Origin of the sequence: Brevibacillus reuszeri, from assembly GCF_001187725.1 — a bacterium.
In the GTDB taxonomy this organism is placed as follows: domain Bacteria; phylum Bacillota; class Bacilli; order Brevibacillales; family Brevibacillaceae; genus Brevibacillus; species Brevibacillus reuszeri.
Genome location: NZ_LGIQ01000005.1, coordinates 1,160,773 through 1,182,031, shown reverse-complemented (window position 1 = coordinate 1,182,031; position 21,259 = coordinate 1,160,773). Strand labels below are relative to the sequence as shown.

Genomic DNA, 21,259 nt, shown 5'->3' with positions numbered 1-21,259 from the left:
TAAACTTTCTTACACGTAAAAAAACCTCCCGCCCTCTACACTGCCTCGTAGCGACAGTGTAGGGACGAGAGGATTCTCGCGGTTCCACCCTACTTGGCGAATCAAATGTTCGCCCACCTTCCATTCAAACAAAACGCTCCAGAACGCCCTTCATCAGCTTGGTGACCAGGCTTTCACTGTCCCTGGTTCGCTTCTTACAGCCATCGACTGACTACTCTTTTCCTTCATAGCATCCTTCTCATATCAAGTTGGTATTTATCATATCGAAAACATTTTCGGATGTCAATTAATCACTTTGCCCAGGCTGCGTCAATCTTTCCATTCTCTCCAGCTGCTCCAAAAATGCGCGACTTTTCAGCCGGATATCCAGATGCTCATCCATGAAGCTGCGTATCACATGCTTGAGTTGATTGCGTGTGGCTGGCTTCACCTCAATATCACCGAGACGTTCCAAATCAAATACCTGGAAAAGCCTGAGCAGCTTCCAGGTGGAAGCAGTTACCGCGAGCGCATACGGATCAGAAGGCAAGCAAACGGGGCACAGCAATCCGCCCTGCGTCACACTGATCGCATAGGGCTCGCGCTGCGCACCACAGTTTACACATGCAGATAGCTGAGGGGAAATCCCCGCCACCATCAGCATCTTGGTCTCGAAAATTCGGCAAAGAATCTCCGGGTCCCGCCCTTCGTCCAGATGACCAAAGGTTTGCAGCAATAACTGAAATAAAAAAGGATTCGGTTCCCGCTCATGCGTCAAGCGATCCAGTAGTTCTGCTATGTATGCGGCATAAGCTGTCGTACTCAAGCTTTGCCGCAATTCCCGGAACGAATTCATGATATCTCCCTGGGAGAGATCAGGCATCCCCGTACCGGGTCCCGCCTTGCATAAGTAGTAGCCATGTGAAAACAACTGGGAGACGGCAGCAAGACGGCTCTTTGTCTTTTTGGCGCCACGGGCCATCAAGCCTAGTTTGCCGTTCTCCCGGGTAAACAATGTCACCACTTTGCTGGACTCACCATAGTCCACACTGCGGATGACGATTCCTTCCCACTTTACAAGCATGCCTGCGTGTCACCCAATTCTTCCTGGGCAAACTCAAGCGAGGTATCTTCAGTGATCCCATCCGCTTGATGGTGATCCCGGTAAAGAAGATACGCATGGATGTCACCGGTTGAAGCGAAAACTCTCCAAGAAAAGTCACGAAGCATGGAGCATCATCCTTTCCTACATCGGGTCTATCCACTTCCTTCTTAGAATCACCTGTGCCCGTTATTCTATCCCTTGGAAATTTTAACGGTAATAAAAAACTTATTCTTCGTTGTAGAAACCAAAATTGCGAAGCATCCGCTCTTGATTTCGCCAATCTTTTTTCACTTTGATCCACAGCTCCAGGAAGACTTGATCTCCCATGAGACGCTCGATATCTTTTCGAGCCCGGCGTCCGATCTCTTTGAGCATCTGGCCTTTTTCTCCGATCAAAATACCGCGTTGCGAATCCCGCTCCACATAGATTGCAGCGTAAATATAAAGGGTTTTCCCATTTTCTCCGCGCTTCATCTCCTCCACTACAACAGCAATTGAGTGAGGGACCTCTTCACGAGTCAAATGCAGAACTTTTTCCCGAACCAATTCGGCAACGACAAAACGTTCCGGATGATCGGTAACCTGATCTGCCGGATAGTACATCGGCCCTTCTTCCATTTCACCCATGATGGCTTCGGTAAGCGAGCCTGTATTATTGCCCTCCAACGCAGAAATTGGAACGATCTGCTTGAAATCATACAACTTGCGGTAATCGTCAATAATTGGCAACAATGCCTCTGGATGAACCTTGTCGATCTTGTTGATGACCAAAAATACTGGTGTTTTTACTTGCTTGAGTCGTTCAATGATGTACTCATCACCAGCGCCCCGTTTTTCTGTCGCGTCTACGACAAACAAGACGAGGTCAACCTCATTGAGCGTATTTTCCGCTACGGATACCATATAGTTGCCCAACTTCGATTGGGGCTTGTGGATTCCTGGTGTGTCGATGAAAATGACTTGTCCGTCCTCGGACGTGTGAACAGCAGTAATTTTATTGCGAGTCGTCTGTGGCTTATTGGACATGATCGCGATCTTATGTCCGACGATATGATTTAACAACGTTGATTTACCGACGTTGGGTCTGCCCACAATAGAAACAAAGCCCGATTTAAATGCTTTTTTGGTCTTGCGATTATCCACGTAAATCCTCCTTGGTAAAAGCCCCTGGGAGCAGTTCGGATACTGTCGTTTCCCAAACATCTCCCTTTAGGTTCGTTAAAATGACCACCATGTCTGGTGGACACAGCTCAGCCATGACTTGACGGCACGCTCCGCACGGAGACACTGCCTGCGGAGTATCCGCTGCGACGGCGATAGCCTTGTACACTTTATCTCCTTCAGAAAAAGCTTTGAACAACGCTGTTCGCTCTGCACAGTTACACAACGAATACGCAGCATTTTCAATATTGCCGCCCAAATATACTTTACCACTGTCGGTCAAGAGGGCAGCTCCCACCTGAAAGTTGGAATAAGGCACATATGCCAGCTTTCTCGCTTCAATAGCCTGAGCCATTAATGCTTGTTTATCCATTCTCATCATTCCTCATATCGTTATTCTCTATCATAGCGAGCGTTTGCCTTTACAGGAGGTTCATCCGTGCTACATCCAGTCCGCTATCTTTTTCAGTAGGGGAGGACCGAAAATCGTGATTCCGATACCTGAAGACAAAATAGCGGCAACCAAGACAGCACCAGCACTGGCATCCTTGGCTATTTTGGCCTTGGCGTGCCACTTTGGGGAAACGAGATCAACAACAGCTTCCACCGCAGTATTCAATAGCTCTAGCGAGAATACCAGCCCGATAGAAAAAAAGACCAGCAAAACATCGCTGCGGGGTATCTGCAGCCACCAAGCCGCCGCCAACACGAGTGTGGCAGCGGCAACGTGGATTTGCATGTTTCGCTGTGTCTTTACGGTATGAACGATTCCTTGCAGTGCATAGGAGAAGCTACGCACCAGACGGCGCCATTCTTTCAATGTAATCTCCTACCTCGTCAAGCCAATTTGCTCCAAAACCGCTTCTTGACGGGAAAACATTTCTTTTTCTTCTTCGGGGGTACCATGATCGTAGCCCAAAAGATGAAGGAAACCGTGGACAACGAGAAAACCGAGCTCACGCTCAAATGAATGACCGTAGTCCTCTGCCTGCTCATGTGCCTTTGGCAAGGAAATGATGATATCTCCCAGCATATTCGGGACCTCGTCCGCTTCGCTCTCGTCGAAGAAAATCTCCATTTCTCCTTCGCCAGGCTCATTCATGGCAAAGGATAAAACGTCTGTCGGGCGATCTACGCCACGATAATCACGATTCAGCTCATGAATCCGCTCATTCGTAACGAGTGTAACCACGACCTCACCGCTCACTTCTTCCCGAACCGCTGCTGCTTCGAGGCACCGTACTAACAGATTTTGCAGGCTTTCATCAATCGGCTCGATTTCTTCATGAAGAATTTCTACAGCTAACACAGATGAACGATCTCCTTTTTTCATTGCGATTTATCAATACCCGTGATCGGCTTCTTCTTTGGCATAAGCAGAAATGATTTTTTGTACGAGACTGTGGCGCACGACGTCTCCTTCTTGGAAATGAATAAAGGCAACATCGGAAATCTTGTTCAAGATGCGCTCAGCTTCACGCAGGCCGGATTTTTTGCCTTTGGGCAAGTCAACCTGGGTGACATCTCCAGTGATTACCATTTTTGAACCGAATCCGAGACGAGTCAAAAACATTTTCATTTGCTCGGGAGTGGTATTTTGCGCTTCGTCCAAAATGACAAAGGAGTCTTCCAGTGTACGACCGCGCATGTAAGCGAGCGGAGCCACCTCAATCAGACCTCGTTCCATCATTTTCGCAACTTGCTCATTGCCAAGCATGTCGTACAAGGCGTCATAGAGTGGACGCAGATACGGATCTACTTTTTCCTGCAAATCCCCTGGTAAAAAACCGAGGCTCTCCCCTGCTTCTACCGCTGGTCTGGTGAGAACGATTCGTTTGACTCGTCCGCTTTTCAGAGCGACTACTGCCGTAACGACCGCCAAATACGTTTTCCCTGTTCCCGCAGGCCCGATTCCAAAAACGATATCGTGCTTTTTGATCGCGGACAGGTAATGGCGCTGCCCCAATGTCTTGGCACGAATCAGCTTGCCTCGCTGGGTGCGGGCAACCTCTTCGTCATACACATCCAAAAGCGCTGCCGCTTCGCCCCGGTCAATCAGCATAATCGCATAAGAAATATCACGCTCAGACAGAGCAATTCCTCTGCGAATCAACTGGAGCAGGATCGTAATGAGCTCGGTGAGCAGGTCTACCTCTGGTTTGTCCCCACTAATGACCAGTTCGCCTTCTCGTGTCATGATTTTGGCGGAGTACTTTTCCTCAATCAGCTTCAAGTACGCGTCATGTGGTCCAAACAACAGCAAGGCCTCAGATGCGTCTGAAAACGGGATTCTTACCTCATCTTGTACGTGCAACAGGCTTCCATCTCCTTGCAACGGTTATCAGCAATTCGTCATGGATTGCCGTTATTCGCTGGTGTTTGGGGTAATCCCACTAGAGGTTGTTCAACGGCAATATCTTCTATGACGGAAAAATGAATGCTTACGTAAACTTTACCATTCTCTGATGTGACGTGCAAAACTTTTTCGTCCTGAATGAACGCATCTGTGCCTGCCTTTTTTAAGACATCCTCTCTGGCGAATTTTTTTGCCAATGCTGTCGCTTCCTCAACGCTCATTTGTTTGGTTATTGGCTCTGTTTCCATTTGGGTGACCGTCTTCCAGCCAACCGGAGAAGTAAAGCCAGCATAGGAGGGGACGAAGCGTTCTTCAGCGACTTCTGAGAGCGCAAAGGACTGCTTTTTGAAAGGCCACATCTGCACTGCGTAGGAACCGATCAGCAAATATTGCTGCTGCAGCTTTGCACCCGTGAGCTGATAATGCTTCTGGTTAAGTGGAACAGAGGCATTGCTAATATACCATACTTCTCCTTGTACTTTCCCTCGTGCCGACACCGCCTGCTGGCGTGCTTCGTTGCCGATAATTCCGGAAATGAGGACCTGTCCTTTTTCGACAACCTGATTATTCGTCACCTGACTTCGCCCTACTTCTGGCAGGATTTTGTGAATGACTGCCCGCTTTTTCGCAACAAGATGACGGGGGCTTGTAGGTTGCGGGAGAACAGGCTCATCCTTTTCTACGACCTGTAGCTTGACTTTGGTCCCTTTCATCTCGATTCCAATCCAGGTCGTTTCGGGCAGCAGACTCATGAGCTCTTTTTGCAGTAGCAGTGGTTCCTTTAGTTTGACCTTCCATGCCCCTTCTTTAATCCCAATCTCCGCTGCAGCACGGAGCACTCTTTGCGGATCCATCATTTTGGTTCCACTAACTTCAACACTCCACACAAACGTAGAGAGCATGTACAATCCAATGAAAAAAAGAGCGGCACCGATGGCTAGTCCCGAACGTCTGCGCAAACGCAGAAGCCAGAAAGGCAAACCATCCCGATGCTCAACATGGCTTCGGCAGCCTGTCTCTTTTAAAAGCGGCCGTAAACGGAAATAATCCCGAATCAGGATGTCGCAGCGGCTCACCTCCAAGCCAACCCTACGAATGTTCCAAATCCGGATGCCGTCACGTACAGCCATATTCAGCAATCGCTCAAACCGTTTTCCACGCACAGTGATCGTAATATGTCCGTCCACCCATTCTCTCAGACCATTTCGCATCTGTATGATTCCACCTTCCCCGGTTTTAGGAGCCTTGAGGCCCAGTTTCCAGAAACTTCACTCCGCCAATTCTTCCTTCCAAAAGCACTTCCTCCGGCAAAATCGCCCTGATGACCAACTGTTCACCCGAGACAATCATTTGACCATTCGTGAGCAGCAAGCGGAGCTCTTTTTCACTAAAGTGGAGGACTCCCCGGTGGTTCTCTATATACATTTGCAAATGACCGATCATGGTAATGCGCGGGACTTCCAGGACCACATCTTGCGGCAGATCCAGCACCCCTCCCGCCAGTTGGCGCAGACGGCGGCTCCAACGCTTCATGGATAAGCCCCCCCTCTATCGGCGCATGGCGCCTGGTCTCTTAACATTCAGCTACGCTTTCGTAAATACTGCGAACAAAACCATTCTTACCTATGCGTATGCGACGGAACAAAGAGGCATTACTCCAAAAAAAGACCCCTGACGCTTTGGAAATCGTCAAGGGCGATCATCATTTGTTTATAACCTCAGCCGAGGCTGGGCTCTTGTATTTTGAAAGGGCTTTCCATTTTTTAATCACTCGTTTTACTTTTTCCGCCGAACAACCGCAAGCAATTGCTGTCTCATAAATCGATTTGTTTTCGAAAATGACAAGACGAATCACCTTTTGACGGAAACGACCCATTTGCTCATACAGTTGCTGACTCAATATTCGTTCACTACCCTTCACCCATTGTTGGGAGAATTTTCTATATAATCAGGATAGTAAACCCCTGTACAAAGAACAAGCCAAGAGATTCGCTAAGTTTCGACAAAAAGAAAAGCAGATGAACAACTGTCCATCTGCTTGCTTCGTATCTTATGCGTTTCTTTTGCGTGAAGCCGGAGAAACATAAGGTGCTTTGGAGCGCGGCTCTCCGAAAATAAGCGCCCATTTCATCCCTTCGCGGGGATCGACAGTTAGCGGACTCGATTCAGTGCGTTTGGATTCTGCTAGCACTTGTTGATTGGAGTCACTGTTTAATCGTAGTGAAGGCCCTGTAGAAGCCCGAGCAGGCTCTGTAAATGCCCATTCTTGCTCGACTCCTACTCCTTCCATAGATTCGGGTTCAATCGGCTCATATTTGGCGGAGGCACGCACTGGCTTGCGTACTTCCTCATCAAACGTAGGCGTCATTGGAAAGCTCGTAGGGTCACTCACCGGTGTGAGCGTGGGTGAGACTTTGCCTTGGGTAACCTTCTTGCTCGCTTTCCCAAACGCCTTATAGCCCAAATACGCTAAGATTACAAACCAAAACTTTCCAATCAGCGGCAATACCCAACCAATCAGGTCAAAGATAAGATCTAGGAGATCATCCATAGAGATTACCTTTATTCCTTGTCGTCTGGCGTTACAGGATCTTGTTTCTCACCTGTATGCCCGAAGGTTTGACGCATTTGGGTATCCGCCGCGATGTTTTGCATGTTGTAGTAATCCATTACACCCATTTTCCCGGATGTCAATGCTTCTGCTAGTGCCAACGGTACTTGTGCTTCGGCTTCCACAACTTTCGCTTTCATTTCTTGTACGCGGGCTTTCATCTCTTGTTCCGTTGCAACTGCCATCGCACGACGCTCTTCTGCTTTCGCTTGCGCAATGCGTTTGTCTGCTTCCGCTTGGTCCGTTTGCAGCTGTGCACCGATGTTTTTTCCTACATCTACGTCAGCGATATCGATTGAGAGAATTTCAAAGGCAGTTCCTGCATCCAACCCTTTGTTCAATACAGTTTTCGAAATGGAATCCGGATTTTCCAATACATCCTTATGACTATTGGACGAACCAATTGTAGAGACAATCCCTTCCCCTACACGGGCAATAATCGTTTCTTCACCGGCACCACCGACCAGTCGGTCAATATTTGCACGCACGGTTACTTTTGCCTTTGTACGAAGCTCAATCCCGTCTTTCGCCATAGCAGCTACGACTGGTGTTTCGATCACTTTCGGGTTAACGCTCATTTGTACTGCCTGTAATACATCACGACCTGCGAGGTCAATCGCTGCCGCACGCTCAAAGCCGAGTGGAATGTCTGCACGTTGAGCAGCAACGAGTGCATCTACAACGCGGTCTACGTTACCACCAGCGAGGTAATGGCTTTCAAGCTGATTGGTATCCAGCTGCAAGCCTGCTTTGCGAGCTTTGATCAACGGATTCACGATCCGGGATGGTACAACGCGACGCAGACGCATCGCAACCAGCGTGATAATCCCAATGTTCACACCTGATGCAAGGGCGGAAATCCAGAGCATCACTGGAACAAACGAGAAGAAAATCGAGAGGGCGACAATCGCTACTGCCACCATAAATATGAGAGGAATCAAGCCACTTTCTAACATTAGTCAATCACTCCTTTTGTTCTTGTTCCGCAACGACTACCCGCGTGCCTTCTACCTGCACGACAGTAACCGTTGTTCCTGACGCAATAAACCCTCCAACAGATACAGCATCTACGCGATTGCCATCTACTTTCACTACACCAGCAGGGCGCAGTGCAGTGAGTGCAATACCCGTTTTTCCTAATAGGTCGCGCTGATCTTTTGGAGCAACATAACCTTCCTCGTTGTGCTGTGCGTCCCCTAAGATAAACCTGTTAAACAGGCCCTTCACACCGTATCGCTTGATGAGCAGGAAGGCCACAATCGCGGTCACTAGAGCAGCTACACCGAGCGAGGCAAGCCCTTGCTTGGTGTCATAGGCTGCCATCACCAATCCCGTAACGATACTGATAAACCCGATAGCCCCGACAATACCACCCGGGAGAAAAATCTCGAGAATCATTAGTAAGATACCAATAACAAACAGTCCAATATGCAGCCAGTTGGCAAATCCAGCTAAATAATGCCCAAAGAAATACAGGCCAAATGATACCAATGAGATCGTGCCTGCCACCCCAAATCCCGGCGCGAACAGTTCCACTACGATCCCCACGAGGCCAATAACAAGCAGCAAGCTCATGATAACGGGACTTGTAACCCAGCGAGCTACCAGTTCTCCTCCTGTTGGTTCAATCGCTTCAAGCGTATCCGAGCTGACGCCTAGATGTGCCAGCAGCTGATCCTTACCTGCAACTACTTGATCAGCATAACCCAATTCCTTGGCTCTATGAGCATCGAGAGACAATACGGTACCCTTTGGCTTTAAACCCGGGAATTCATTATCGATCTCCACCATCGCCCGTGCAACATCCGGATTGCGGTTATTCAGCTTGGCAGCGGCCTTCATTTGCTCGCTCCAGCCGGAAATAAACTTGATGTCTGCAGCATTTCCTGCCATATCAATCGGTGTGGCTGCCCCTATGGTACTACCCGGAGTCATGACGATCTCATTTGCATTCAGGGCAATATATGTCCCTGCCGAGAATGCCTGATTGTCGATGTAGGCAATCGTATGCAACGGAGATTGCCGGATCAACTGTCCGATATTTTCTGCAGCTCCCACTTCACCACCCGGTGTGTTGATATGCAGGATGACGAGGTCTGCCTGAAGCTTTTCTGCATCCGCAAATGCTCGGCGCAAAAAGCTCTCCAATCCGCGCTCGATTGTATTGTCGACCGGAATCCAGACTGCTTTTTGATATGACTGGGCAGATGTTGTAGCAGGCGTGGAAATGAACATCGTCATTGCCATAATCAGGCATAGAAGCGAAAACAGCAATCGTACTCTGCGGATGGTTGGCCATGTTGAACTCATCGCTATTCCCTCCTTTCCTCCTATCAGATTCAACGAATGCCTAATAGGGTATACGAAGGTGGAAGAAATTTGTTTCACTAATTCCAGAAAAAAAGAGAAACTCAACCTTCATCTGGTTGAGTTTCTCTGTTCGTATCTATATGAGGTGTTACTCGTCTACGATGGTAGTTCCTCAGATACAATCTTTTGCACGAGGTTTCCGTCTGCTCTGCCTTTCACTTTCGGCATGATCGCACCCATTACTTTGCCCATCTCCTTTTTGGAGGAGGCGTTCGTAGCTGCGATACCTTCCCGAACTATATCACGAATTTCATCTTCGCTAAGCTGAGCGGGTAAGTAGGCGGAGAGCACGTCGATCTCTTCGCGCGATTTCGAGGCAAGTTCCACGCGGCCTGCCTTCTCAAATTCATGGAGGGATTCACGGCGTTGTTTTAACTCACGAGTCAAGATGGTCAGCACTTCGTCTTCAGACAAAAGTCTGCCTTTGTTAATCTCTTCATTCTTTAACGCGGCTTTCACCATGCGAATAACAGAGAGTTTTAGAACAGCTCTGTCCTTCATTGCTTGCTTCATATCTTGATCGAGTCGCTCCATTACACTCATGATGAGCCCTCCGTCAATTAAAACTTACGTTTACGAGCTGCTTCGGATTTCTTCTTGCGCTTAATGCTAGGCTTCTCAAAGTGACGACGTTTACGCAGTTCTGCCATCACCCCGGATTTTGCGCTTTCACGCTTGAAGCGGCGAAGTGCGCTATCCAAAGACTCGTTTTTCTTGACTCGAATTTCTGCCATTTGTCTTCCCTCCCTCCGCTAAAACCGTGGGACGCCTGAGTCGATCGTACGAACAGACTGTCACACTTCATTATAGGATACAGACCCAACGAAGGTCAACCTTTAGTTCATTTTTATTCGGTAAACCCTGCCAAAAAGTGATAATGAATATGGAAAACCTCTTGTCCGCCCTCTTTGCCGCAGTTATTTATCAGGCGAAATCCTGGTACTTCGAGCTTTTTCGCGAGTGTCTGCGCTACTTGATGAATATGACCAATCAAAGGCAAATCCTCCGGTGTCACATCCATGAGTGTCGGGATCGGCTTGCGTGGGATAATGAGCAAGTGAACGCGTGCTTTTGGTGCAATATCGTGAATGACGATGACCTGCTCGTCTTCGTATTCCACTTTTGCAGGGATTTCACCCTCCATGATTCTGGTAAAAATGCTTTTTTCCATGATTAACCCCCCTTACATTTCTGTATATCCATCTTGAAACACCTATGTATGCAAAGATAGTACAATGATAGCGGACAACCTCGGGGAAAAGCAATCCTTCTCCTGCCACTTTTATCTTGCGACTGTACAAAGTGCATGGTAGCATGACTTCGAGGTTGGTTTGAAACGAAGAAAAAAAGGAGTCCTTGGACATGAAACCAATTACATTGGATTTGGCAGTGAAACGAGCAGAAGGGCTGCTACTCGCAGGCTCGCCGAATCTTGCCATATCGTCCGTTCACTTTGATACAAGGCAGCTTACAACAGGATCTTTGTTCGTAGCGCTGACGGGTGGTGTTCGCGATGGACATGATTTTCTTTTGCAAGCCGCTGAGCAAGGCGCTGCTGCTGCGATTATTTCCAACCAAGAGAAAATTCCTGCACAGCTGCCAAATGACTTCGGTCTGATTCTGGTCAATGATACAGAACGCGCTTTTCAAAAACTGGCAGGCGCATATCGCAAAGATTTTTCAATTCCCTATGTCGCGATTACAGGAAGCATCGGCAAGACAACCGTTAAAGATATCGTAGCTCACGTTTTGGCGAGTCAAGTCCCTGTATACAAGACGTACAAAAATTTGAACAATCATCTCGGGGTCCCATTGTCACTCCTGCAGATTGAAGAGCAGCACGAAGCTGCTGTACTGGAGCTGGGAATGAATCATACAGGAGAAATTGATCTCATTGCTTCCCTCGCTAAACCGGATATCAGTGTGATTACGTATATCGGCGAGTCGCATCTCGAATTTTTTGGAACGCGTGAAAAAATTGCTCTTGCCAAGGCAGAGCTGTTACCTCATACCGCTCCTGATGGACTTGTTTTGCTAAACAAGGACTCCGAGTATTTGCCTATGGTGGCTCATTTGTTTGCTGGTGAGATCATGTATTATTCCGTAACGGGGCCAACTGATTTATGGGCAGAGCGGATTACACCTGTAGAGGATGGCACACAATTTGATATTTGCTTCGCATCTGGAGAACGCACCCCAGCATTTATCCCTTTGTTCGGGACACATAGCGTACTCAACTCGCTGCCGTCTGTTGCGATTGCAAAACGATTGGGCATAAGTATCGAACAGATCGTAGCTGCGCTTGCGACCATCAAGCTATCTGCTATGCGCTTTGAACAAGTGCCGTCCCGCCATGGCAGTCTGTATATCAGCGATGCATACAATGCAAGTCCTACCACCATGGAAGCTGCGATTCGCACATTTGCAGACCTGTTCTCCGATCGGAAAAAGGTACTTGTGCTTGGGGACATGTATGAAATGGGACCGGAGAGTATAGAGATGCACGCCCAGGTCGGAACAAATATCAATGACCTCGTTGATCACTTCGAGCTGCTGGTCACAATCGGAGATGAGAGCCGCAATATCCATGATGCCTACCATGGAGAAAAGCTGCATTTTCTCACAAAAGCAGAGGCCCTGACTGCTCTACTTCCTCTGCGCGATGCCAGTCACGCCTTTTTGTTCAAGGCATCACGCGGGATGGAATTATGGACCATGCTGACTGACTTGGAGAACCACGACTAAAAGCAGAAGACGCCGCTCTCCTACGAAAGAGACGGCGTCTTTTGCTATTCTTCCCACAATCTCTCGACATGCACCAGCGTATCGTCCTCAAAGCTCAGCTTGTAAATATCAGGCTTGGTGGTCTGTTTCCAAAACGCAAAATGATACTGCTTGTCGTAATGATTCATCATAAGCGTCATGATATTCCCATGAGTTCCGATTGCAACCTTTTTCCCCCGGTGATGCTGAAGCACTTCCGCCAGCGCAGCTATTCCTCGCTTGCGAGCCAACTCATTGGATTCACCACCCGGGTAAGCAAAATCCGGATTGTCAAAGACGTGTTTAATTCCTTGTTCAAAATCATCAAACCGATAGTCCCACGAAGCCAGTTCACGTTCACGAAGTCTGGCATCCGTCATGATTGTTTTATTTTGCTGACGTGCTGCCTCCTCAATCGTTTGTACAGCCCGCGCGTAATGACTGGAGATGAATACGTCGATTTGCTCATGCTTCAATCGATCAGCTACCTTTCGTGCATCTGCCCATCCTTTTCCGATAAACCACGTTCTTCCTCCTGGTCTGGTGTAAACGGCGATTCTGCATGGCGTACCATGTAAATTTGTGTAAAGATCTACTCCACCCCCTTCTATTCATTCAAAAAATGTTTATCTCTTACCTACCATACATCAAAAAAGGATGCCAATAAATGGCACCCTCGTTCTCACACAACGCTTTTTTACTCCAATTCTTCTGCATCGACAACGTTGCGCTGCTTATCCGCATGGCGTTCAAACGCCAGTTGCACCAGTCGGTCAATCAGCTCACTGTAGCCCACGCCAGCAGCCTGAAAAAGCATCGGATACATGCTAAATGGTGTAAAGCCTGGCATCGTGTTCACTTCGTTGATGTAGAGCTGATCATTTTTTTCATCCCAGAAAAAGTCAACTCGTGATAATCCGGAGCCATCCAATGCCTGAAACGCTGTCTTGGCGAGCTCGGCAATTTCGCCTGCGACACGATCTGGAATGATTGCAGGGATGGACAGCTCTGTTCCCGCCCCTTTGTACTTGGCTTCATAATCGTAAAATTCCTTGGCCGCAATCACTTCACCCACAACTGAGGTAACCAGCTCCTCGTTTCCGAGAACCCCGATTTCCACTTCACGTGCCACAACGAATTCCTCAACGATCAAGCGACGGTCAAACTTCGCTGCAACCCCCAGGGCATGCGCCAGCTCACTGCGATTCTTTGCTTTGCTAATCCCTACACTTGAGCCCATATTGGCTGGTTTCACAAAGCACGGATAGCCCAGTTCACGCTCGATTTTATCCATCACTTCATCCTGATTTTTTTCCCATTGGGAACGCAACAGGCCCACGTATTTGACTTGTGGCAATCCGGTTTGGGCAAAAACGGTTTTCATCATCCATTTGTCCATTCCGACTGCAGAAGCCATAACACCAGTCCCTACGTACGGCAGGTTCGCGAGCTCCAGCATTCCCTGAATCGTCCCGTCCTCGCCATTTGGTCCATGAACGACAGGGAAAATGACATCGACCTGTTGACCGATGGCAAACAAGGAAGCCGGTTTGCTTGAAGCGAGCACTTCTTGTCCGCTCTCCGCGGTACCTGTAGCTGTTGGTTCACCAGCAGACAAGCGCAACGCTTCGATCTTTTCTGGCAACTGACCCGCAATTGCCTCTCCCTTTACCCACGAACCATCCAGTTGTACGTATATGGGAGTAACCTCATATCTATTTGCATCTACCGCCTTCATAATCGACAAGGCCGTACGCAATGAAACCTCGTGCTCCGAGGATTTTCCTCCATAAATGATGCCAAGGCGAATCTTTTCGTTTCCCACTTGTGCCATGCTCCTTTCCTCTTCCACGGACACACAAAAGAGTCTATCCTGTTTCGGTTTCTCTCCTATGCTATGCAAAAGCCCAACATCTGCTCTTTTATCAGGCAAAAGTACGTCATTTAGCATACACAAACAAAAGGTCAAATACAAGAGACACAAGTATCACCCCACGACGTCCTTTATCATAATATGGCTTATAAACTTCCTGTCATGGAGCACTTGATTTGGGGGAATGTCCATGAGAGATTATTTACTGTTTTGTTCGTATTGTTCTTCTTATACGCTCTTGCACAGCTACGATAAAGAAAATGGGGCATTTTTGGGGGAGTATTCCCTTTTGCACAACGATTACACGCGAAATAGTATCGTGCTGAACAAGTTCTTACTCGCCCACCTCGGCCATACGATCCGAAGCATTCCCTCTCAAACGGACGATTACCGTGAGATCATTTGCAACGCTTCCCACTTTTTAGAAAACGACATCGATAAATACGTCGAAGAAAGCCGTGACCGGGCTAAGTACAATGAGCGAGATCGGAAAAGCGAGCGGGAAATCGGTCAGGTGCAGCTTTATCTCATCGAGCATTTGCTTTCCCATGAGCTGCAGGTGCTGAATCAGGTACGGGCGACTACCCCGGCAGAAGGACAAGTTATTCTTGGGAAAGAACTAGGGATGAAACAGTCCCTGGATTTGGTGCATCGCGTGATGAACGACAAGCAATTTGAATAAGATTGACCTCTCCCCGTTGATTTCAACGGGGTTTCTTTTGCAACCCTTCTGACAAAAATCCCGTATAAGAGAAGGAGACTAAAATCCTCGGGAGGGTACGTTTATGTACGAATACAAATTTGTGCGGGTGGAGTTATCCTCGTTTCGCAGACGACCTAAGGAAGATTACCAAGCCATCGTCACCCAGCATGCAGAAGAAGGCTGGCGGCTTGTTCAAATCTTCGCACCCAGTATCGGCGGTGACGGGCTGGCCAATTACTTTGAACTGATTTTTGAAAAGCCCAAAGCAGGTTAACAAAGAAAGCGCCCCGGCAAGAGGCGCTTTTTCTTATCAATCATCTAGCTATCGACGGTCACGTACTTCAAAAATGGCAAACTTGAGGTAATGAGCTTCGTCAGCACCACTGATTTGTGGGTGATCCTTGCCCGCTCCACGCCATTCAATCAGACGCAAAATTTTCTTGGCATCCACAGCGGCCTCTTGAATCGTATCGAGGAACAGCTCTGGTGACATATGATAGGAGCAAGATGCGGTTACGAGGAACCCGCCTGGGCGAACCAGTTTCATGCCGTGCAGGTTAATATCCTTGTAGCCACGGACCGCTCCTTTTACTGCTCCACGGGATTTTGCAAAGGCTGGCGGGTCCAGAATTACGACATCCCAGCTTTTCTCCGCCTCAACATTTTCACGCAAGTAATCAAAAGCATTGGCTACGACGAAATCGACCCGATGCAAAAATCCGTTCAGCGTGATATTGCGTTTCGCCGTTTCAACCGCATGCTCGGAAATGTCCAGCGCGGTCACTTTTTTTGCACCGTGCTTGCATGCATTCAATGTGAAGGAGCCAGTGTGTGTGAAGCATTCCAGAACTTCCGCGCCGTCCCAAAACGGGTTTTTAACGACTTTTCCACGCTTGTCGACAGGAAGCAGCTTCTGTTCTCCATCTACCTCTACGTTTGAGAGCGTGATACCGTGCTTTTCACCCCAGCCCTTCATAAGTGGCGCGATCGAGGCGCGATTTTCCCGTTGATCGTAGAAGAAGCCTGTTTTTTGTCCCTCGACGATGTCCACGAAGTATTTGAGTCCGTTTTCCTCAATCAGGACCTCTCGCGGGCACTCCCCGTAGAGCACTTCTTTGCTTTGCGTCAATCCCTCTAGCTCACGAACCGGAACGTCATTGCGCAAGTAAATCCCTGTTGGCTGAAAAACCTCCACCAGAGCATCGCGAATCCATTCCATACGTTGCTCCATGCCAAGCGACAACACCTGAACGACCAAGATGTCCTCGTAGCGATCCACAATGAGTCCTGGCAAAAAGTCAGCCTCGCCATAGATAACACGGCACGCCCGAGGATTGTCCACAAAACGGGTACGAAACTCGGCTGCCTGTTTGACTTTTTTCAGGAAGAAATCATAATCAATCGTTTCTTTTTGATCGTAGCTAAGGATGCGCACAATCATTTGCGAAGCTGGATTGATATAACCCTTTGCCAGAAAGCTCCCCTTGTGGTTGGCGACCTCGACGATTTCTCCCGGTGTAACGTCACCTTGAATTTCCAGTACTTCTGACTTGAAAACCCACGGATGACCTGTTTCCAGACGCTTTTTTCGATGTTGATTCAATAAAACTTTTGCCATGCAGTTGTTCCTCCTCTGATTCTACTGTCCTTTGCCGTTTCCTGGTTGACGTTGTACAGGCAATTGTCATGCCTGCCCTCGTACAGGCATAGCGTTATAGTATCTCTTTTGACCCTGTAAAGAAGGAGGACCCATTGCAGTGATCGTTTCCATCCTCGCTCCTTTTACGTTCGGGCTTAGTTTCTTTCTGTTCGGTATGTACGCCATGCGGACTGGCTTTCAAAATCTCGCAGGCAAGAAAATGGAAGAATGGATGTCACGCTTTACCCGAACACCCGTTCATAGCTTTTGGATTGGGCTATTAACCACTTTTGTCTTGCAAAGCTCCAGTGCTGTTACCGTCTTGACCATCGGGCTGACCAACGCGGGATTGATCCAATTCTCGCAGACAGTCGGAATCATACTGGGTACAAATTTGGGTACGACTGTTACCACTGAGCTGATCGCTCTCAAGCTGGAGTCTTTTGCCATTCCCATGCTACTCGTCGGTGTGGCACTCTGGCTCATGCCACGTCGAAACCTCCGTTGCATTGGACTTGTTGTGGCTGGGTTTGGACTCATTTTTCTCGGAATCGACACCATGAAGATCATGGCCAAGCCGCTGGAGCAATCGGAAACATTCCGTTCCCTATTTATGGAGAGCAGTCATTCCATCTGGGTAGGTCTCATTACCGGCATCGTCTTTACTGCTCTGATTCACAGCGGTTCAGCTACGACGGTGATTACCATGGGCCTGTTGACCCATCAAGTCCTGTCGATGGAAACGGCCCTTGCCATCGTCCTGGGGGCAAACATCGGCACCTGCTTTACCGCAGTTATTGCGAGCATCGGAACCAATGTGGCCTCAAAGCAAGTGGCCTGGTGCCATACTTTATTTAATGTCGCAGGCGCCCTTGTCTTTTTACCCATTCTTCCCCAGCTTGCCCTGGTAAGTGCCTTTTTAACGGATAATCCTTCGATGCAGATCGCTCATTCCCAAACGATCTTTAATTTGGTTTGTTCTCTGGTTGCTCTGCCCTTTGCGGCGCAAATCGGTCGCTTTATCCAGTGGTTAGTTCCAGACAAACGTAGAACAAGCAGATAGTTCTTCCTTACAAAGTAAACGGAATCAAATATAGAGAGGTAATGATACCCGCAACAATCATGGCCACACTGGACGCAGCCGTCTGGACAGGGGAAATCCGGTTCAAGCTGGCCGTACCAATCGCATGAGCACTCGTCCCAACCGCAATCCCGATCGCCCAATCGTCGGTTATGCCTCCCCATTTCAGAACAGGACGGGCAATGAGAACTCCGATCATTCCTGTAAGCGCAGTAAAAAAGGCTGCCAGAGCTGGAACCCCACCGATTGAGCGGGCTAGCTCCAGAGCGATCGGCGTAGTCACCGACTTGCTGAGCATACTTTTAAGGAGAGCCTCATCTGATCCAAAGCACCAATGAACCGCATAAACCGTGAGAATCGCCACCGCACACCCAACGCAGATGCCAAGCACCACACCACGCCAAATATGCGCGAACTCTCTGATTTGTTTTGCGAGAGGAACAGCCAAGGCCACCGTAGCAGGTCCTAACCAAAACGAGATCCACTGACCGCCTGCGGAAAATGCCTCCCAGTCGCCGCTCAGCACCCACCAGAGCACCCATACAAGAACAACCGCAACAATCAGGGGCTGCAAGCGAGGCAAACGTGCTGAGATCGCTGTAGCCCCCTTATAGCCTGCGAGCGTAACCAGGATCGCAAACAGCTGACTAAGCATCGAAAGCTCCCCCTTCTTGCTGGACAGAGGGTTCCTTTTTTTGCCGGTAACGCTTCAGATACCATTGCACCACTCGCCCGGTGACAAGCATGACAAGCATCGGACCAACAACGAGGGCAACCAGGATCGGCCACGGATCTTGTGAAATCAGGTTCATATAGGAAGCCACGCCAACGATGATCGGCACGAAAAAAAGCATCATGTGTCGCACAAGAAAGGAGCTTGCCTGCTCAACCCAATCCATTCGTATCCAGCCCATACAAAGCCCAAGTGTCAATATCAGCATTCCCAGCAGGTTTCCTGGCAAGGGGATGTGCAGCCATTTGCTCGCAGCCATTCCCACTCCGTAAAAGACCAGCAAGATCACGATCCCTCTAACGATCTTCATTGCTGCTCCTCCTTCTCCCTTTTCCCTGTCTCTCTACGCTTTCGCCGTTTTATTTCCTAGATGACGGAAAAAGCCCGGCCTTTCCTTGGCCAGGCTTTTCTCCCTTACTAGTATCCGCTTCCTGCCGGTTTGGCACCAGTGACGATCGAAACTCCAGAGCTAGTCCCGATCCGGCTCGCACCCGCTTCAATCATCGCCAAAGCTGCTTCGCCATCCCGCACTCCGCCAGAAGCTTTTACGCCTACATCTGCGCCTACTGTCTTGCGCATGAGAGCAATATCTTCTACGGTTGCACCACCAGGACCAAAGCCAGTAGATGTTTTGACGTAGTCCGCACCTGCTTCTACGCAGAGCTTGCACGCCGTTTCTTTTTCTTCGTCTGTCAAAAGACCTGTTTCCAGAATCACTTTGAGCAGAACATCTCCTGCGGCTTTTTTCACAGCTGCAACATCCGCTTTCACCGTTTCCAGATCGCCGGATTTCAAGGCACCCACGTTGAGTACCATATCTACCTCAGTAGCTCCGTTTCTAATCGCATCACTTGTTTCTGCTGCCTTTACTTCTGATGTACTGGCACCGAGAGGGAAACCGATAACCGTGCACACCTTTACATCAGTTCCTGCCAAAAGCTCAGCAGAACGCTTCACCCAGTATGGATTTACACAAACAGAAGCAAAGTCGTGCTCTTTTGCCTCTGCACACAATTTGTCAATCATCGCTTGTGTCGCTTCTGGCTTCAAAAGAGTGTGATCAATATATTTATTCATTTTCATGAATTACACCTCAATCCCTAATTGTTGGAAGGCAAGGCGGAAAACATTATCATTGTTACGGTATCCTCGCTTACGCTGGAGGTCCCACGCCTCTGCAGCCGTGTGCCAATGCACATCATTGATTTCTTCCAGCTGAACGGTAATTTCTGTGTTGTAAGCCTCAACCAAATAATAATGGACTTCCTTGTTCACGGTCTCGCCTGTTACCGGATGATGATATTCATACGTGATCACATCCAGCTTTTTGTCCAAACGGCCAGCCACTCCGGTTTCCTCCAGCACTTCTCGAAGTGCTGTCTCCTCAATCGTCTCGCCCAGCTCCTGCTTGCCTTTTGCGAGCGTTACCTTGCCATAGCGGTCTTCGATCAACAGAAGCATGTATGCAGAATCCTGCTCGCGATACACTACGCCTCCAGCTGAAATTTCTTTCATATAGCCCGCTCCTTCAAGTACGGTAGCATATCGTTTTCAACTACACGGACGAAGGTTCCTTTGCAGTATTCAGATCCTGGCTCGTCAAGGCGTACCTTGCAGATTTTTCCGATCATGCTCTCATCACCCGGGAAAATCACATTGAGGTAGTTATCGGAATAACCCATCAGAAGGCCACTTTCTGGAGCATCCTTAAATGGACGTTCTGGAATGACTTCCAATACCTCGCCAACAAATTGCTTAGAGTACGTCATGGTCAACTCTTGGTTCAGCTCCAGCAATTGGGTTACACGACGATGTTTTTCTTCTTCAGGAATTTGATCGGTCATACGCGCAGCCGGTGTTCCTGTTCGCATGGAGTATGGGAATACATGCAGCTCAGCGAAACCGATTTTTTTAATAAAGTCGTAACCGTTCATAAACTGCTCTTCCGTTTCGCCCGGGAAGCCTACAATCACATCTGTTGTAATTGCTGCGCCTGGCAGCGCTTCACGAACCTTGACCATTTTTTCGTAGAATTCAGCAGTTGTGTACTTGCGGCGCATGCGCTTGAGAACATCGTCATCCCCCGCCTGCAGAGGTACGTGCAGATGGCGAACGACGCGGTCTGATTGATTGATAACCTCAATGACTTCGTCGGTAATCTGGCTCGCTTCGATCGAGCTGATCCGGATGCGCTTCAGTCCTTCTACTTGATGAAGGTCAACCAAAAGCTTCGCGAGGTTGTAATCCTCCAGGTCTTCCCCGTATCCACCAGTGTGAATTCCGGTCAGAACGATCTCCAAATAGCCTGCGTCAACCAGCTTTTGAGCTTGCTCAATAACACTCTCCGGCTTGCGGGAGCGCATCAAGCCACGCGCCCACGGAATAATGCAGAATGTACAGAAGTTGTTGCAGCCTTCCTGAATTTTCAGGGAGGCACGCGTACGGTCCATAAAATTCGGTACGTCCAGCTCCTCAAACTCACGAGCTTTCATGATGTTGCCGACTGCATTGATCGGCGTGCGCTCCAGACGAATTTGATCCACATATTCGATGAGCTTTTCGCGGCCTTGTGTCCCTACAACGATATCGACTCCCGGAATTTGAGCAATTTCACTCGGGGAAGTTTGTGCATAACACCCAGTTACTGCAACAATCGCTTCAGGATTTCGGCGAATCGCACGACGAATAACCTGGCGACTCTTTTTATCACCTGTATTGGTAACGGTACAAGTATTAATGACATAGACATCTGCTTCGTCCTGCTCAAAGTCGACTCTCTCATAGCCGTCTGCTTTGAACAGCTGCCAAATAGCCTCTGTTTCATAGCTGTTTACTTTGCAACCTAATGTATGAAAAGCAACGGTAGCCATTGCGATTCCTCCTTT

Annotated in this window: 27 protein-coding genes; 4 read left to right on the top strand and 23 right to left on the bottom strand. The window is 48.6% G+C overall.

Features of this window, described 5'->3' with window-relative positions:
• Window positions 1-286: 286 nt before the first annotated feature.
• The 15 genes from recO to ADS79_RS09235 form a co-directional block, all read right to left on the bottom strand.
• Window positions 287-1,063, bottom strand: a complete 777-nt coding sequence (gene recO, locus ADS79_RS09305; protein WP_049738110.1) for a DNA repair protein RecO — start codon at window positions 1,061-1,063, stop codon at window positions 287-289.
• Entirely contained in the window at window positions 1,054-1,209 is a 156-nt protein-coding gene (locus ADS79_RS34220) for a YqzL family protein (protein ID WP_084765734.1), read from the bottom strand. Before ADS79_RS34220 ends, recO begins: the two co-directional genes overlap by 10 nt.
• Window positions 1,210-1,309: 100 nt before the next feature.
• Entirely contained in the window at window positions 1,310-2,227 is a 918-nt protein-coding gene (gene era / locus ADS79_RS09300; RefSeq protein ID WP_049738109.1) for a GTPase Era, read from the bottom strand.
• The gene (locus ADS79_RS09295; RefSeq protein WP_049738108.1) at window positions 2,220-2,618 is read right to left on the bottom strand and encodes a cytidine deaminase; all 399 of its coding nucleotides are present in this window, start codon (window positions 2,616-2,618) and stop codon (window positions 2,220-2,222) included. Before ADS79_RS09295 ends, era begins: the two co-directional genes overlap by 8 nt.
• A gap of 69 nt (window positions 2,619-2,687) precedes the next feature.
• Window positions 2,688-3,065 carry a diacylglycerol kinase family protein gene (locus ADS79_RS09290; RefSeq protein ID WP_049738107.1) on the bottom strand — a complete coding sequence of 126 codons (378 nt, stop codon included), beginning with the start codon at window positions 3,063-3,065 and terminating at the stop codon, window positions 2,688-2,690.
• A gap of 9 nt (window positions 3,066-3,074) precedes the next feature.
• Window positions 3,075-3,578: an rRNA maturation RNase YbeY gene (gene ybeY / locus ADS79_RS09285; RefSeq protein ID WP_174769654.1), complete on the bottom strand. Its 504-nt coding sequence runs from the start codon at window positions 3,576-3,578 to the stop codon at window positions 3,075-3,077.
• A 9-nt stretch (window positions 3,579-3,587) separates the two neighbouring features.
• Window positions 3,588-4,559, bottom strand: a complete 972-nt coding sequence (locus tag ADS79_RS09280) for a PhoH family protein (RefSeq protein WP_049738105.1) — start codon at window positions 4,557-4,559, stop codon at window positions 3,588-3,590.
• 38 nt (window positions 4,560-4,597) lie between these two features.
• Window positions 4,598-5,812 (bottom strand): sporulation protein YqfD, encoded by a 1,215-nt coding sequence (yqfD, locus tag ADS79_RS09275; RefSeq protein ID WP_049738104.1) that lies wholly within the window; start codon window positions 5,810-5,812, stop codon window positions 4,598-4,600.
• Window positions 5,813-5,837: 25 nt separating this feature from the next.
• Window positions 5,838-6,134, bottom strand: a complete 297-nt coding sequence (yqfC, locus tag ADS79_RS09270; protein WP_049738103.1) for a sporulation protein YqfC — start codon at window positions 6,132-6,134, stop codon at window positions 5,838-5,840.
• 517 nt (window positions 6,135-6,651) lie between these two features.
• Window positions 6,652-7,152, bottom strand: a complete 501-nt coding sequence (locus ADS79_RS09260; protein ID WP_049738101.1) for a hypothetical protein — start codon at window positions 7,150-7,152, stop codon at window positions 6,652-6,654.
• Window positions 7,153-7,163: 11 nt separating this feature from the next.
• Window positions 7,164-8,168, bottom strand: coding sequence for a flotillin-like protein FloA (floA, locus tag ADS79_RS09255; protein ID WP_049738100.1), 1,005 nt, complete (start codon window positions 8,166-8,168; stop codon window positions 7,164-7,166).
• 7 nt (window positions 8,169-8,175) lie between these two features.
• On the bottom strand, window positions 8,176-9,522 hold the full coding sequence (locus ADS79_RS09250) for an NfeD family protein (protein WP_049738099.1): 1,347 nt from the start codon (window positions 9,520-9,522) through the stop codon (window positions 8,176-8,178).
• Between the two features lie 156 nt (window positions 9,523-9,678).
• Window positions 9,679-10,125, bottom strand: coding sequence for a GatB/YqeY domain-containing protein (locus ADS79_RS09245; RefSeq protein WP_049738098.1), 447 nt, complete (start codon window positions 10,123-10,125; stop codon window positions 9,679-9,681).
• A 17-nt stretch (window positions 10,126-10,142) separates the two neighbouring features.
• Window positions 10,143-10,316, bottom strand: coding sequence for a 30S ribosomal protein S21 (gene rpsU / locus ADS79_RS09240; protein WP_007727630.1), 174 nt, complete (start codon window positions 10,314-10,316; stop codon window positions 10,143-10,145).
• A 113-nt stretch (window positions 10,317-10,429) separates the two neighbouring features.
• Window positions 10,430-10,753, bottom strand: coding sequence for a histidine triad nucleotide-binding protein (locus tag ADS79_RS09235; protein ID WP_049738097.1), 324 nt, complete (start codon window positions 10,751-10,753; stop codon window positions 10,430-10,432).
• Window positions 10,754-10,944: 191 nt separating this feature from the next.
• Here ADS79_RS09235 and ADS79_RS09230 point away from each other — a divergent pair, with 191 nt between their 5' ends.
• The gene (locus ADS79_RS09230) at window positions 10,945-12,327 is read left to right on the top strand and encodes a UDP-N-acetylmuramoyl-tripeptide--D-alanyl-D-alanine ligase (protein ID WP_049738096.1); all 1,383 of its coding nucleotides are present in this window, start codon (window positions 10,945-10,947) and stop codon (window positions 12,325-12,327) included.
• A 44-nt stretch (window positions 12,328-12,371) separates the two neighbouring features.
• Here the strand turns inward: ADS79_RS09230 and ADS79_RS09225 are convergent, their stop codons facing one another.
• Complete coding sequence (locus ADS79_RS09225) at window positions 12,372-12,821, bottom strand: histidine phosphatase family protein (protein WP_049738095.1); 450 nt, start codon at window positions 12,819-12,821, stop codon at window positions 12,372-12,374.
• A gap of 221 nt (window positions 12,822-13,042) precedes the next feature.
• Window positions 13,043-14,179: a D-alanine--D-alanine ligase gene (locus ADS79_RS09220; protein WP_162839515.1), complete on the bottom strand. Its 1,137-nt coding sequence runs from the start codon at window positions 14,177-14,179 to the stop codon at window positions 13,043-13,045.
• Window positions 14,180-14,408: 229 nt separating this feature from the next.
• Between ADS79_RS09220 and ADS79_RS09215 the strand changes: the two genes are divergently transcribed.
• Together ADS79_RS09215 and ADS79_RS09210 are read left to right on the top strand one after the other, a co-directional pair.
• On the top strand, window positions 14,409-14,900 hold the full coding sequence (locus tag ADS79_RS09215; protein ID WP_049738094.1) for a hypothetical protein: 492 nt from the start codon (window positions 14,409-14,411) through the stop codon (window positions 14,898-14,900).
• A gap of 103 nt (window positions 14,901-15,003) precedes the next feature.
• Window positions 15,004-15,195 (top strand): DUF4177 domain-containing protein, encoded by a 192-nt coding sequence (locus ADS79_RS09210; protein ID WP_049738093.1) that lies wholly within the window; start codon window positions 15,004-15,006, stop codon window positions 15,193-15,195.
• Window positions 15,196-15,243: 48 nt separating this feature from the next.
• On the opposite strand, the gene ADS79_RS09205 is transcribed toward ADS79_RS09210, so the two are convergent.
• Window positions 15,244-16,539, bottom strand: coding sequence for a class I SAM-dependent rRNA methyltransferase (locus tag ADS79_RS09205; RefSeq protein ID WP_049738092.1), 1,296 nt, complete (start codon window positions 16,537-16,539; stop codon window positions 15,244-15,246).
• Window positions 16,540-16,678: 139 nt separating this feature from the next.
• Between ADS79_RS09205 and ADS79_RS09200 the strand changes: the two genes are divergently transcribed.
• A complete protein-coding gene (locus ADS79_RS09200; RefSeq protein WP_049738091.1) occupies window positions 16,679-17,623 on the top strand; it encodes a Na/Pi cotransporter family protein in 945 nt (314 codons plus the stop codon).
• Window positions 17,624-17,630: 7 nt separating this feature from the next.
• On the opposite strand, the gene ADS79_RS09195 is transcribed toward ADS79_RS09200, so the two are convergent.
• From ADS79_RS09195 to mtaB, 5 genes are all read right to left on the bottom strand, one after another.
• A complete protein-coding gene (locus ADS79_RS09195) occupies window positions 17,631-18,296 on the bottom strand; it encodes an LrgB family protein (RefSeq protein ID WP_049738090.1) in 666 nt (221 codons plus the stop codon).
• Window positions 18,289-18,684, bottom strand: coding sequence for a CidA/LrgA family protein (locus tag ADS79_RS09190; RefSeq protein WP_049738089.1), 396 nt, complete (start codon window positions 18,682-18,684; stop codon window positions 18,289-18,291). Before ADS79_RS09190 ends, ADS79_RS09195 begins: the two co-directional genes overlap by 8 nt.
• Before the next feature lie 107 nt (window positions 18,685-18,791).
• Entirely contained in the window at window positions 18,792-19,457 is a 666-nt protein-coding gene (gene deoC / locus ADS79_RS09185) for a deoxyribose-phosphate aldolase (protein WP_049738088.1), read from the bottom strand.
• A 3-nt stretch (window positions 19,458-19,460) separates the two neighbouring features.
• A complete protein-coding gene (locus ADS79_RS09180) occupies window positions 19,461-19,889 on the bottom strand; it encodes an NUDIX hydrolase (RefSeq protein WP_049738087.1) in 429 nt (142 codons plus the stop codon).
• Window positions 19,886-21,244 carry a tRNA (N(6)-L-threonylcarbamoyladenosine(37)-C(2))-methylthiotransferase MtaB gene (gene mtaB, locus ADS79_RS09175; RefSeq protein ID WP_049738086.1) on the bottom strand — a complete coding sequence of 453 codons (1,359 nt, stop codon included), beginning with the start codon at window positions 21,242-21,244 and terminating at the stop codon, window positions 19,886-19,888. Before mtaB ends, ADS79_RS09180 begins: the two co-directional genes overlap by 4 nt.
• Window positions 21,245-21,259: the final 15 nt, after the last annotated feature.